11 protein-coding genes are annotated in these 12,921 nt (G+C 73.2%); 6 read left to right on the forward strand and 5 right to left on the reverse strand.

All coding sequences use genetic code 11. The features are described from left to right. Positions 1-15: 15 nt before the first annotated feature. The 4 genes from pheA (at position 16) to GL263_RS01895 (ending at position 4,475) form a co-directional block, all read left to right on the forward strand. A complete protein-coding gene (gene pheA, locus GL263_RS01880; RefSeq protein ID WP_182853755.1) occupies positions 16-945 on the forward strand; it encodes a prephenate dehydratase in 930 nt (309 codons plus the stop codon). Positions 946-1,538: 593 nt separating this feature from the next. Next, on the forward strand, positions 1,539-2,816 hold the full coding sequence (gene serS / locus GL263_RS01885; RefSeq protein ID WP_182853756.1) for a serine--tRNA ligase: 1,278 nt from the start codon (positions 1,539-1,541) through the stop codon (positions 2,814-2,816). Further along, positions 2,813-3,637 carry an HAD family hydrolase gene (locus tag GL263_RS01890; protein ID WP_182853757.1) on the forward strand — a complete coding sequence of 275 codons (825 nt, stop codon included), beginning with the start codon at positions 2,813-2,815 and terminating at the stop codon, positions 3,635-3,637. Before serS ends, GL263_RS01890 begins: the two co-directional genes overlap by 4 nt. Before the next feature lie 85 nt (positions 3,638-3,722). Further along, on the forward strand, positions 3,723-4,475 hold the full coding sequence (locus GL263_RS01895; protein WP_182853758.1) for an SDR family NAD(P)-dependent oxidoreductase: 753 nt from the start codon (positions 3,723-3,725) through the stop codon (positions 4,473-4,475). A 16-nt stretch (positions 4,476-4,491) separates the two neighbouring features. Here the strand turns inward: GL263_RS01895 and GL263_RS01900 are convergent, their stop codons facing one another. From GL263_RS01900 to GL263_RS01920, 5 genes are all read right to left on the reverse strand, one after another. Next, positions 4,492-5,955 (reverse strand): dihydrolipoyl dehydrogenase family protein, encoded by a 1,464-nt coding sequence (locus tag GL263_RS01900; protein WP_182853759.1) that lies wholly within the window; start codon positions 5,953-5,955, stop codon positions 4,492-4,494. Between the two features lie 110 nt (positions 5,956-6,065). Then, positions 6,066-6,788, reverse strand: coding sequence for an ABC transporter permease (locus GL263_RS01905; protein ID WP_182853760.1), 723 nt, complete (start codon positions 6,786-6,788; stop codon positions 6,066-6,068). A gap of 16 nt (positions 6,789-6,804) precedes the next feature. Next, the gene (locus tag GL263_RS01910) at positions 6,805-7,722 is read right to left on the reverse strand and encodes an ABC transporter ATP-binding protein (protein WP_182853761.1); all 918 of its coding nucleotides are present in this window, start codon (positions 7,720-7,722) and stop codon (positions 6,805-6,807) included. Between the two features lie 52 nt (positions 7,723-7,774). Continuing rightward, complete coding sequence (locus GL263_RS01915) at positions 7,775-8,695, reverse strand: ABC transporter permease subunit (protein ID WP_182853762.1); 921 nt, start codon at positions 8,693-8,695, stop codon at positions 7,775-7,777. Beyond that, a complete protein-coding gene (locus tag GL263_RS01920) occupies positions 8,685-9,668 on the reverse strand; it encodes an ABC transporter ATP-binding protein (protein WP_182853767.1) in 984 nt (327 codons plus the stop codon). The genes GL263_RS01915 and GL263_RS01920 overlap by 11 nt, the downstream gene beginning before the upstream one ends. A gap of 315 nt (positions 9,669-9,983) precedes the next feature. Here GL263_RS01920 and GL263_RS01925 point away from each other — a divergent pair, with 315 nt between their 5' ends. Further along, complete coding sequence (locus GL263_RS01925) at positions 9,984-11,021, forward strand: M24 family metallopeptidase (protein ID WP_228456021.1); 1,038 nt, start codon at positions 9,984-9,986, stop codon at positions 11,019-11,021. After that, positions 11,018-12,913: an SDR family oxidoreductase gene (locus GL263_RS01930; RefSeq protein ID WP_182853763.1), complete on the forward strand. Its 1,896-nt coding sequence runs from the start codon at positions 11,018-11,020 to the stop codon at positions 12,911-12,913. The genes GL263_RS01925 and GL263_RS01930 overlap by 4 nt, the downstream gene beginning before the upstream one ends. Positions 12,914-12,921: the final 8 nt, after the last annotated feature.

Raw genomic sequence — 12,921 nt, forward strand, 5'->3', positions numbered from 1 at the left:
GACTACTGTTGCGGTATGTCACCCGCGAGCCGCTTCACCTATCTGGGCCCCGAGGGAACGTTCACCGAGGCCGCCGTACGCACGCTGCCCGAGGCCGCCACCCGGGAGCTGGTCCCGATGGTCTCGGTGCCCGCCGCGCTGGACGCCGTACGCGCCGGTGAGGCGGCCGGTGCCCTGGTGCCGATCGAGAACTCGGTGGAGGGCGGCGTCACCGCCACCATCGACGAGCTGGCCTCCGGCGAGCCGCTGATGATCTACCGCGAGGTGCTGCTGCCGATCGCCTTCGCGCTGCTGGTCAGGCCGGGTACCCGGCTGGAGGAGATCAAGACCGTCACCGGTCATCCGGTCGCGCAGCCGCAGGTGCGCCGGTGGCTGGCGGCGAACCTGCCGGACGCGCTGTGGGAGTCGGCGGCGTCGAACGCGGACGGTGCCCGGCTGGTGCAGGAGGGCCGGTACGACGCGGCGTTCGCCGGCGAGTTCGCCGCGGCGACGTACGGGCTGGACGTGCTGGTGAGCGACATCCACGACGCGGAGAACGCGGAGACCCGCTTTGTGCTGGTGGGCCGGCCGGCCCGGCCGCCGGCGCCGACCGGCGCGGACAAGACGTCGGTGGTGTTCTGGCTGCGGGAGGACACCTCGGGCGCGCTGCTCGAACCGCTCCAGGAGTTCGCGTCGCGCGGGGTCAACCTGATGCGGATCGAGTCCCGCCCGACGGGCGAGGGCATCGGCCGGTACTGCTTCTCGGTGGACTGCGAGGGGCACATCCAGGACCGCCGGGTGGCCGACGTGCTGATGGGCCTCAAGCGGGGCTGCCGCGCGGTGCGGTTCCTCGGCTCGTACCCGAGGGCGGACGCGCGGCCGGCGACGCTGGGGCCGGGAGCGAGCGACGAGGCGTTCAGCGCGGCCGCGGACTGGGTGGCCCGCTGCATGGACGGACGCGGCTGACGGACGAGGCGGGCGGCCACGGCCCGGCGACGCGGACCCGCCGTCGGGCACGGGGTTTCCCACAGCCCGCCAAGAGTTATCCACAGGCTCCCCTTCGAGGGTGTGTACAAGTCGACACGCGCCGATCCGGCAGTGTCGACATATCCACGACACCGCGCCGCAAAGCGGGACGACCCGGGCATGCGCCCCACAAGCCCCCGCATCACCCCGCCTCCCGTGGATTGCACCCCGGGGTGGGTGAATTTCCCTCGAACGAGTAGCGATCCCTGGTTTGAATCGAGCAAGACACACCGCGGAACCCGGTACGGAGCACCACACCCCGCGCCACCTCGGATTTCCACAGGCCGACGACACAGCCTGTGGAAAACCCGAACGTACGGCCCACCGCTGTGGATAACACAGGGCGACCACTCCGGCCCCCACGGTGTCGGAGTCGGCTCGCCGGCGGACAGCTCCACCCCGCCGCCCGCGACCGGTGAACAGCATGAGGCACCGCAAAGCACGCATCAAGCACCGACCCGGCGGAAACACCGCGGTGGCGGACAAATCGACGTCCGGTCCTGCCGTGCGCCCGGCACCGGTAGCCTGGCCTGGTGATTGACCTTCGCCTGCTTCGTGAGGACCCGGACCGTGTGCGCGCCTCCCAGCGCGCCCGAGGAGAGGACGTCGACCTCGTCGACGCGCTCCTGAGCGCCGACGAGCGCCGTCGGTCCTCCAGCGTGCGCTTCGACGAACTGCGTTCGGAGCAGAAGCAACTCGGCAAGCTCATCCCCAGGGCGAGCGGCGACGAGAAGGCCGAGCTGCTCAAGCGCGCGGGCGAGCTGTCCGCCGCCGTGAAGGCCGCCGACGCCGCCCAGGACGAGGCCGCCGAGGAGACGCAGCGCCTGCTGCTCAGGCTGGGCAACCTCGTCCACCCGGACGTGCCCGTCGGCGGCGAGGACGACTTCACCGTCCTGGAGACCGTCGGCACGATCCGCGACTTCGAGGCCGAGGGCTTCACCCCCCGCGACCACCTGGAACTCGGCCAGCTGCTCGGCGCCATCGACGTCGAGCGCGGCGCGAAGGTCTCCGGCTCGCGCTTCTACTACCTCACCGGCGTCGGCGCCCTGCTGGAGCTGGCCCTGGTCAACGCCGCCATCGCCCAGGCCACCGAGGCCGGCTTCGTCCCGATGCTCACCCCCGCGCTGGTCAAGCCGCGCGCGATGGAGGGCACCGGCTTCCTCGGTCAGGCCGCCGAGAACGTCTACCACCTGGAGAAGGACGACTACTACCTGGTCGGGACCTCCGAGGTCCCCCTCGCCGCCTACCACATGGACGAGATCGTCCCCGCCGAGCGGCTGCCGCTGCGCTACGCCGGGTTCTCCCCCTGCTTCCGCCGCGAGGCCGGCACGTACGGCAAGGACACCCGGGGCATCTTCCGGGTGCACCAGTTCGACAAGGTCGAGATGTTCTCCTACGTCGACCCGGCCGACGCCGAGGCCGAGCACCGGCGGCTGCTGGAGTGGGAGAAGCAGTGGCTCACCGGTCTGGAGCTGCCGTTCCAGGTCATCGACGTGGCCACCGGCGACCTCGGCGCCTCCGCCTCCCGCAAGTACGACTGCGAGGCGTGGATCCCCACGCAGGGCAAGTACCGCGAGCTGACCTCCGCCTCCAACTGCGACGAGTTCCAGGCCCGCCGGCTGTCGATCCGCATGCGGGACGGCAAGCACGTCAAGCCGCTGGCGACGCTCAACGGCACGCTGTGCGCGGTGCCGCGCACGATCGTCGCGCTGCTGGAGAACCACCAGCAGGAGGACGGCTCGGTGCGCGTCCCCGAGATGCTGCGGCCCTACCTCGGCGGCCGCGACGTGCTCGAACCGGTCGCCGGGTGAGCTTCCCCTACCGGCTGGTCGCCACCGACCTCGACGGAACCCTGCTGCGCCGCGACGGCTCCGTGTCGTCGCGCACCAGGGACGCCCTCCGCGCGGCCACCGACACCGGAGCCCTCCACCTCGTGGTCACCGGCCGGAACGTGCCGTGGACGATCCCCATACTCGACGAACTCGGCTACACCGGCCTGGCCGTCTGCGGGCAGGGCGGGCAGCTCTACCACGCGGGTGAACGGCGGCTGCTGACCTCCGTCACGCTCGACCGGCGGCTCGCCGCCGCCGCGCTCACCGAGGTCCAGCGGATGACCGGCCCGCTGGCGCTCGCCGCGTCCCGGGACGGGCTGGCCGGCGAGGTCGTCGCCACCCGCGACTTCCTGGTCGTCGACGGCGGACTGCCGGTCCTGTGGACCGACGACCCGGCGGACATCCTGGCCGAGCCCGTCGCCAAGGTGTACCTCCAGCACCCGGTGCTGGACGACGACGCGCTCGCCAAGGCCGCCCGGGAGGCCGCCGGGCACCTCGTCGACGTGGTGATGGCCGGCGAGGGCGTCGTGGAACTGCTGCCGGCCGGGCTCACCAAGGCCACCGGCCTGTCACTGGCGGCCCGTCGCCTCGGCGTGACCGCGCGGGAGACGATCGCCTTCGGCGACATGCCGAACGACGTGCCGATGTTCCGCTGGGCGTCCTGGGGCGTGGCGATGGCCGACGCGCACCCGGAGCTGCGGGAGGTGGCCGACGAGGTCACCGCCTCGAACGACGCGGACGGCATCGCGCTGGTACTGGACCGCCTCCGCTCCGGCACCCCCGCGCCCGCCCTCGACTGAGACCGCCGGGCGGTCCGTCACCCGACACCGCCGGGTCCTGGCGGGTGCCGGGTGGCGGGCGGCCCGTCCCGCTACCCTCCGGTCTATGACGCGGACAGTGGTGATCAGTGGCGGCGGCACCGGCATCGGGTTGGCGGCGGCGCGCCGCTTCGCGGCGGACGGCGACCAGTTGGTCCTCGTGGGCCGGCGGCCGCACGTGCTGGAGGAGGCGCTGGCCGAGTTGCCCGGCGCGGCCGCCGTCGCCGCCGACCTGACCACCCCCGAAGGGGCCGAACGGGTCGAGAACTACCTCAGGGTGGAGTTCGGCGCCGTCGACGTGCTGGTGAACGCCGCCGGCGGCAACGGCGGCCTGGAGGACGCCGCCGAGCCCGCCCGCGACGGCGGGCTCGGCGCGGTCGCGCACGACTGGACGCTCAACTTCCGGCTCAACGTCCTCACCTCCGTCCTGCTCACCGACGCGCTGAGCCACCGGCTGGCCTGCCCCGGCGGCCGGGTGCTGTTCCTCGGCTCGATCTCCGCGCTGCGGGGCTCGGGCTCGTGCGCCTACGCCGCCGCCAAGGCGGCGCTGCACCCCTACGCCTTCGACCTGGCCCGCCGTCTCGGGCCGCACGGCGTCACGGTCAACGTCGTCGCGCCCGGCTACGTGGAGGACACCGGATTCTTCGGCGACTCGATGACCGAGGAGCGGCACCGCGAACTGGTCGCGGAGACGTTCACCGGCCGCGCCGGCAGGCCGGGCGACGTCGCCGAGACGCTGCACTGGCTCGCCTCCCACGCCGCCGGCCACGTCACGGGGCAGATCATCCAGGTCAACGGCGGCGCGTTCCTGGGACGTTGACCCGCCGCCGAGGCCGTCACCCGGCGCCGCCGCTCTCCCCGCCGCCGTCCTCCCCGTCGCGCCAGGTCTCCAGCAGCCGCAGCCAGATCTCGCTGATCGTCGGGTAGGCCGGGACGGCGTGCCACAGCCGCTCGACCGGCACCTCGCCGACCACCGCGACGGAGGCGGAGTGCAGCAGTTCGCTGACGCCCGGGCCGACAAAGGTGGCGCCGACGAGTACTCCGCGTTCCCGGTCCACCACCATCCGGGCGTGGCCCCGGTAGTCGTCGGCGAACAGCACGGCCCCCGACACCCTGCCGAGGTCGAAGTCGACCGCCCGGACGCGCAGTCCGCGCTCCTCGGCCTCCGCGACCGTCAGCCCGACGGCCGCCGCCTCGGGCACGCCGAAGACCACCTGGGTGACCGCGTCCCGGTCGGCGGTGGCCTGGTGGGCGCCCCAACGGGCGGTGTCCAGTTCGGTGCCGCCGTGGGCGCGGGCGGCGATGGCGGCACCGGCGATCCTCGCCTGGTACTTGCCCTGGTGGGTGAGGAGCGCCCGGTGGTTGACGTCCCCGACGGCGTAGAGCCAGTCGCCCGACACCCCGGTCACCCGCAGGGTGTCGTCCACCGGCAGCCAGGCGCCCGGTTCGAGACCGACGGTCTCCAGCCCGATGTCGTCGGTGCGCGGCCGCCGGCCGGTGGCGAACAGCGCCTGGTTGGCGACGAGTTGCCCGCCGTCGTCGAGTTCGAGGGTGATCTCGCCTTCCGGGTCGGGGCGTCGCACCCCGCCGACCGAGACGCCGAAGCGCACATCGACGCCGGCCTCCCGCAGCCCCTCGGCGACGTGCTCGCCGGCAAACGGCTCCATCCGCTCCAGCAGCCGCCCGCCGCGCACCAGCATCGTCACGTCCGCTCCCAACGCCTGCCACGCGTAGGCGAGTTCGACGGCCACGGGCCCGCCTCCGACCACCGCGAGCCGGCCCGGCACCTCTCGGGCTCCGGTGCCCTCCCGGTTGGTCCACGGCAACGCCTCGGGCAGCCCGGGAAGATCGGGCAGCGCGGCGGTGCTGCCGGTACAGACGGCCACGGCGTGCCGCGCGGTGAGCAGCCGCTGCACCCCGGCGGGCGTCTCCACGATCACCCGGCAGGGCCCGTCGATCCGCCCGTGGCCCCGGACGAACTCGGCACCGGTGGAGCGGATCCAGTCGACCTGCCCGGAGTCGTCCCAGTGCGCGGCGAACGCGTCGCGACGGCCGAGCACGGCGGCGGCGTCCAGGTCGCCCGTCAGCGCCTCCCGCGCGCCGGCCAGCCGCCGGGCCTCCGCGAGCGCCGTCGGCGGGCGCAGCAGCGCCTTGCTCGGCATGCACGCCCAGTACGAGCACTCACCGCCGGCGAGTTCGGATTCCACGACGGCGACGGACAGCCCGGCGGCGCGGACCCGCTCGGCGAGGTTCTCGCCGGGCGGGCCGGCACCCAGCACGATCACGTCATAGAGGTCCATGCGGCCATCATGACCGCGCGGCGCCGACCGGCACCGACGCCGCGCCCGACGCGCCGCCGGGGCGGGCGGGGGCGTGTGTGTGCCCGCTGCCTGCCCGCCCCGGGCGCCGGTTACTCCTCGCCCGCGAGGGTGAGGACCTTCAGTCGCTCGACGGCGTACCAGGTGCCGGCGACGGTGACCACGGCCAGCAGGATGCCGGCGGTGGGCAGCGCGACCGCGCTGGTCACCTCCACACCGCTGCCGACGATCCGGTCGACCAGCGCCAGGCCCCACTGCTGCACGCTCAGGGTGCGCGCGCCGGGCACGAAGTTGCCGAACAGCGCCTCCCAGACCAGCGCGTAGACCAGACCGATGATCACCGCGTTGCGGCTGACCGTGCCGAGCAGCAGGAACAGCGCGCAGTAGGCGACGGACGCCACGATCGTGCCGATCGCGAACGCCACCGCGATCTGCTGGCTGCCGCCGACCATGATCAGTCCGGCGAGCAGCACCGGCAGCGCCGCGAAGAGGAACGTCACGCCGACCGCGACGGTCAGCTTGGTGAGGATGATGGTGGACCGCTTGAGCGGCTTGGACAGCAGGTAGACGATCGAGCCGTCGTCGATCTCCGGGCCGATCGCGCCGGTGCCGACGATGACGCCGATCAGCGGGACAAGCGTGGCGAGTGCGAAGCCGCCGAGCAGGTTCGTCGCCACGCTGTCGTCGGCGACGCCGCTGAGTCGGAGGAGGAGGGCGATGGCCAGCAGCAGTGCCGGCAGGACGCAGAGGATGAGAGCGCGGCGTCGGCCGAGCAGAGCCCGGTAGGTGAGCCGGGCGACCGTGGGGTCGTACATGACACGTGGCTCCTTGCTAGGCCGAGACGAGGTAGGAGAAGACGGACTCCAGGGACTCGTCCGACGGCGAGACCGTCAGCAGCCGGATGCCGTGGCTGCGGGCGATGCGCGGGAGTTCCTGGGTGAAACGGCCGAAGTCGACGGCCTGCACACGCAGCGCCCGCTCCGTGAAGTCGAGTTCGATGCCGGCGGTGGAGGCGTCGGCGATGAGCGCGGCGGCCAGCGCCCGGTCGTCGCTGGAGCGGACGAGGTAGCGGTGCGGGCGGTCGGTCATCAGCCGGCGGATGCGGCGGAAGTCGCCGCTGGCGGCGTGCCGGCCCGCGACGATGACCTCGATGTGCGCGGCGAGCTGCTCGACCTCCTCCAGGATGTGCGAGGAGAACAGCACCGTGCGGCCGTCCTGGCCCATCCGCCGCAGCAGCTCCATCAGCTGCATGCGCTGGCGCGGGTCCATGCCGTTGAACGGCTCGTCGAGCAGCAGCACGGACGGCTCGTGCACCAGCGCGGAGGCCATCTTCACCCGCTGCCGCATGCCCTTGCTGTACGTGTTGATGCGGCGGTCGGCGGCGTACTCCATCTCGACCGTGGCCAGCGCGCGGGCGGTGGCGGCACCCGGGTCGGGCAGCCCGTGCAGCTCGGCGTTGGCGAGGACGAACTCCTGCCCGGTGAGGAAGTCGTACATCGCCTCCCGCTCGGGGACGAGGCCGATCTCGCGGTAGACCTCCTCGTTCTTCCAGATCGGCCGGTCGTCGAGCGTGACGCTGCCGGTGGAGGGGGCGAGGAAGCCGGCCATGAGGTTGATCAGGGTGGACTTGCCGGCGCCGTTGGGGCCGAGCAGGCCGGTGACGCCGGGCCCGACGTCGAAGGTGACGTCGTTGACGGCGACGACGTTGCCGAACCACCGGGAGGCGTGGTCGATGCGGATCGTGGTCACTGGGCTCTCCCTCGGGACCGGCTGGCGGACGTGGTGGTGAAGCGGCGGCGGGTCACAGGCCGGCCCTCCGGTAGCGGACGTTCAGCAGCGCGTACGAGCCCGCGATCAGCAGCGCGGTGACCAGCAGGTAGACCGCACCGGCGACGTCCGACACGACGATCTCGCCGGGGAAGTCGCTGGTGCCGTCCAGGTACTTGGACTGGACGCCGGACATCAGCGTGCCGGGCGAGAGCAGGCCGAGCCACTCGACCGGGCCCTGCCGGTCGTTGTACCAGAGGATCCCCATGAGCATGTTGACCGCGAAGTAGGGGATCGTCAGCACGGCGATGATGGCGCCGACGCCGAAGCCGCGGCGCGGCGTGACGGACGCGACCAGCAGGCCGATACCGGCGTGCAGCAGCGAGAACAGGGCGACCAGGACCAGGCCGAACGCGAAGCTCCTGGCCTGGTCGGCGAACTTCAGCTTGCCGAGCAGCCCGCCGAGGAACATCACCAGCAGCGGCAGACCGGTGAAGACCGCGACGGCCGTGGCCATGGCGGCGAACTTGGCCGCCACGTAGTCGGAGCGCTCCATCGGCCGCGACAGGTACAGCGGCATGGTGTTGAACCGCAGGTCCCGGGAGACCAGTTGCGGCGCCACGGCCGCGACGAACAGACCGATGAGCGGCATCGCGCCGATCACCAGGTTGGTGGGCTTCGCCACCAGCGAGTGGGCGTCGGTGAACACCGCGATGGCCACGATGATGACCGCGGGCACGCACATGAAGGTCAGCAGCAGGATCGGCAGCACCTTGGACCTGGCGCTGCGGCCGATGCCGAACGCGCCGCGCAGCGACTGCACGTACAGCGACCGGCGGACGTAGGCGCGGCCGTGGCGTTCGCCGTCGTAGTGGCGGTAGCCGATGTCGTGGATCGACGCGCCGGCCGGAGCCTCGGCGGCCCGGGCCGTGGTGGGGGTGGTCTCAGCGGACATCGGTGCCGCCTCCCTTCGGTGCCTGCGGGGCGTCGGCCGGGGTCTGGAACACCTCGGCGATGCGGTGTCTGCGCTGCTCCATGCGGACGAGGCCGAGTCCGAGTTCGGCGACCGTGTCGCGGACGACGTCGTGGGTGAGCTCGTCGGCGGCGTCGACCAGGACGATCCGGCCGGCGCCCGGCAGCGTCTGCGTGCCGGGGCCGCCGCTCTCCACGCGCAGCCCGGCGGCGAGCAGCGCCTCCCGCAGGGCGGCGGTGCCGTCCGGGTGGTCGTCGCTGTCGGTGACCTCCACCGCGAGGGCGGCGGTGGCCTGGGTGAAGTCGGCGGTGGCGGAGGAGCGCAGCAGCTTCCCGCCGTCGATGATCACGACGTGGTCGCAGGTGCGCTCCAGCTCGCCGAGCAGGTGCGAGGTGACGAGGACAGAGATGCCGAAGTCGGTGTGGACGCGCCGGATCAGGCCCAGCATGTCGTCCCGGCCCACGGGGTCGAGGCCGTTGGTCGGCTCGTCGAGGAAGACCAGCTGCGGGTCGTGCACCAAGGCCTGGGCGAGCTTCACACGCTGCTTCATGCCCGTGGAGTAGCCGCCCATGGGACGGTAGCGCTCCTCGTGCAGCCCGACGTGCCGCAGCGTGTCAGCGGTGCGCTCCCGGGCGGCGGTCGGCGGCAGCCCGGCCATGCGCGCCATGTGGACGACGAACTCGGTGGCCGAGACGTCGGGCGGCAGGCAGTCGTGCTCGGGCATGTAGCCGACCCGTTCACGGATGCGCGGACCTTCGGTGCGCACGTCCATGCCGAGGACGCTGGCGTTGCCCTCGGTCGCGGGCGCCAGCCCCAGCAGGATCTTGATCAGGGTGGACTTGCCGGCGCCGTTGGCGCCGACCAGACCGGTGACGCCCGGTTTGATGCCGAGGTCCAGCCGGTCGAGCGCGGTCACCCGTGGGTACCGCTTGCTGAGGCGTTCGGTCGCGATCACTGTCACGGGTACGACGCTAGGGCAGAGGCGGCCCCCGCCGCGTCCCTCCGGACGGCTGTCCGTCGCGGCGCCTTCTCCGACTCAGGGTGTAGGGGGACCCCCGGGAAGCAGGTCTTCAGGAGGGTGGCGCGGCTACGGAAGTTGATGCCGCCGGCGGCGAACAGTGCGGCGCCAGAACGGGTTACCGGCGGTATCCACAGGGTTGCGCACACCCCTTGACGACGCCATGGACCGTTGTCACAGTCATCAGTGTCAAGTTACGGGCACGTACCGCGCCCGCCCCACGACGGGCGGGCGGGACAGGACGGTGACGGCATGGCGAGGGCTGGCATGACGGCGGCTGGTGTGGCGGCGGCTGGTGTGGCGGCGGTCGGCTTGACGGCGGCCGGCCTGGCGGCGGCTGGTAGGGCGGCGGCGGGCGGGGCCGCGACGGCTCCCCGGGCCCCCTCCGCCCGCACGGGGCCGCCCGGGCCGGGCGCGGAGCCACGCCACCGGAGCCCGGAGCTGCGCGGCTTCCGCGAGGTGCAGCGGCTGGCGTACGAGTGCGCGGAGGCGGTCGCCGCGCAGCTCCGCCCGGGCGTGACCGAGCGGGAGGCCGCCCGGATGCAGCGCCGGTACCTCGCCGAGCGCGGCGTCCGCGACTGGTTCCACCTCCCGTTCGCCTGGTTCGGCGACCGCACGGCGTTCGCCGGCTTCCGGCACCCGCTGCAGTTCTTCCCCACCGACCGGCGGCTGGAGCCCGGCATGCCGTTCATCCTCGACATGGCGCCCGTGTACCGGGGGTACACCGCCGACATCGGCTACTCCGGCTGCCTCGGCCCGCACCCGCTCCACGAGAAGCTGCTCGACGACCTCGCCGCGCACCGCGCGCTCATACTCGAGCAGGTCCGGGAGCGGCGCCCGCTGCGGGAGATCTACCTGGCCGTCGACCGGCTGATGGTCCGCCAGGGCTACGAGAACCGGCACCGCGCCTACCCCTTCGGCGTCATCGCGCACCGGGTGGACCGCGTCCGCGAGGGCTGGTCCCCGACGCTCTTCGGGTTCGGCCTCCAGTCGCTGAAGGGCCTGGCGGGCGACGCGCTGCGCGGCCACCGGGAGGGCTGGTCGCCGCTGTGGAGCCCGTACCGCTTCTCCGACCACCCGCCGCGGCCGGGGCTGTGGGCGGTCGAACCGCATCTCGGATTCCGGGGCACCGGCGCCAAGTTCGAGGAGATCCTGGTCGTCACCGACTCGCGCGACCCGGAGGAGAGCGCGTTCTGGTTGGACGACGACCTGCCGCACGTGCGGCGCTGGCAGGACTGTCCCGAGCGGGGCGGTCAGGAGCGGGATTCCCGGGAGGGCAAGCAGCGATGAGCGGTTCCGAGCCGACAACCGGCGGGAGCACGACCCCGGAAGACACTCCGCCGCCGGACGGCGCGGCGGGGCTGGACGGCGCCCCGGTGCGGCGCGTGCGGACGGCCGAGGGCGTCGAGCTGTGCGTCGCCGAGCTGGGTGAGCGGGGGCGGCCCCCCGTCGTCCTGGTCCACGGCTACCCGGACTCCAAGGAGGTCTGGAGCGAGGTCGCCCAGCGGCTCGCCGCCGACTTCCACGTCATCCTCTACGACGTACGCGGCTGCGGCCGTTCCAGCGCCCCGAAGCCGCTGCGCGGCGGCTTCACCCTGGAGAAGCTCACCGACGACTTCCTCGCCGTCGTCGACGCGGTGAGCCCCGACCGGCCGGTCCACCTGGTGGGCCACGACTGGGGATCGGTGCAGGGCTGGGAGTTCGCGACCGTCCGCCGCACCGAGGGCCGCGTCGCCTCCTTCACCTCGATCTCCGGCCCCTGCCTCGACCACTTCGGGCACTGGCTGAAGAAGCGCGTCAACCGCCCCACGCCCCGCCGCGTCGGCCAACTCCTCGGCCAGGGCGCCAAGTCCTGGTACGTGTACGCGCTGCACACCCCGGCGCTGCCGGAGCTGGCCTGGCGCGGCCCGCTCGGCCGGCGCTGGTGGCCGAAGCTGCTCACCCGCATGGAGCGCGTCAGCACGGACGACTACCCGACACCCTCCCTCCCCGACGACGCCGCGCACGGCGCCTGGCTCTACCGCGACAACGTCCGCTCACGCCTCCTGCGCCCCCGCGACGACGCCTACGCGCACACCCCCGTCCAGCTCGTCACGCCCACCGGCGACGCCTTCCTCTCCCCCCGGCTCTACGACGAGCTGGAGCGGTGGGTGCCCCGGCTGACCAGGCGCACCCTCGCCGCCCGCCACTGGGCACCCCGCACCCGTTCCGACCAACTCTCCCGGTGGATCCGCGACTTCGTCCACGCGAACGAGCCCGACGACAACGCCGGGCCACGCGACGGCGCGGGGGAGCGCGCGGGCGTCGGCGCCACCACCCGGGCCCTGCCCCGCGCACTCCCGCCCTCCGGTCCGCACGCCGACCGCTTCGGCGGCCAGCTGGTCCTTGTCACCGGCGCCGCCAGCGGCATCGGGCGCGCCACCGTCTTCGCCTTCGCCGAGGCAGGCGCCCGGGTCGTCGCCGTCGACCGGGACGCCGAAGGCGTCCACCGCACGGCGGAGATGGCCACCCTGGTCGGCGCCGCCGAGGCCCACGCCGAAGTGGCCGACGTGTCCGACGAGTCCGCCATGGAGAAGCTCGCGGACCGCGTCCGCACCGAGCACGGCGTCCCGGACGTCGTCGTCAACAACGCCGGCGTCGGCCTCGCCGGCTCCCTCCTGGACACCACCACCGAGGAGTGGCGGCGCGTTCTCGACGTCAACCTGTGGGGCGTCATCCACGGCTGCCGGCTCTTCGGCCGGCAGATGGTCGAACGCGGCCAGGGCGGGCACCTCGTGAACACCGCGTCCGCCGCCGCCTACCTCCCGTCCCGCTCGCTCGGCGCCTACGGCGCCTCCAAGGCGGCCGTGCTGATGCTCAGCGAGAGCCTGCGCGCCGAGCTGGCCGAGCACGACATCGGCGTCTCGGCGATATGCCCCGGCGTGGTGAACACCAACATCACCAACACCACACGCTTCGCCGGCACCGACGAGAAGGAGCAGAAGCGCCGCCGGCAGAAGGCCACCCGCCTCTACGGCCGCCGCAACTACCCCCCGGAGAAGGTCGCCGCCGCGATCCTCCGCGCGGTCGTCCGGAACGAGGCCGTGGTGCCCGTCACCGCGGAGGCCAGGGCCGCACGGGCACTCGCCCGGCTGTCCCCGCGTACGCTGCGGCTGACGGCCCGCCTCAGGCCGCCCGTGTAGCCCCCGCC

It is taken from the genome of Streptomyces durbertensis, from assembly GCF_014156695.1.
GTDB classification, from domain to species: Bacteria; Actinomycetota; Actinomycetes; order Streptomycetales; family Streptomycetaceae; genus Streptomyces; species Streptomyces durbertensis.

Bases quoted from the DNA above. Each gene is read 5' to 3' on its own strand.
- pheA (WP_182853755.1), top strand. From the start codon at position 16: ATGTCACCCGCGAGCCGCTTCACCTATCTGGGCCCCGAGGGAACGTTC.
- GL263_RS01895 (WP_182853758.1), top strand. From the start codon at position 3,723: ATGACGCGGACAGTGGTGATCAGTGGCGGCGGCACCGGCATCGGGTTG.
- GL263_RS01900 (WP_182853759.1), bottom strand. From the start codon at position 5,955: ATGGACCTCTATGACGTGATCGTGCTGGGTGCCGGCCCGCCCGGCGAG.
- GL263_RS01905 (WP_182853760.1), bottom strand. From the start codon at position 6,788: ATGTACGACCCCACGGTCGCCCGGCTCACCTACCGGGCTCTGCTCGGC.
- GL263_RS01915 (WP_182853762.1), bottom strand. From the start codon at position 8,695: ATGTCCGCTGAGACCACCCCCACCACGGCCCGGGCCGCCGAGGCTCCG.
- GL263_RS01925 (WP_228456021.1), top strand. From the start codon at position 9,984: ATGGCGAGGGCTGGCATGACGGCGGCTGGTGTGGCGGCGGCTGGTGTG.
- GL263_RS01930 (WP_182853763.1), top strand. From the start codon at position 11,018: ATGAGCGGTTCCGAGCCGACAACCGGCGGGAGCACGACCCCGGAAGAC.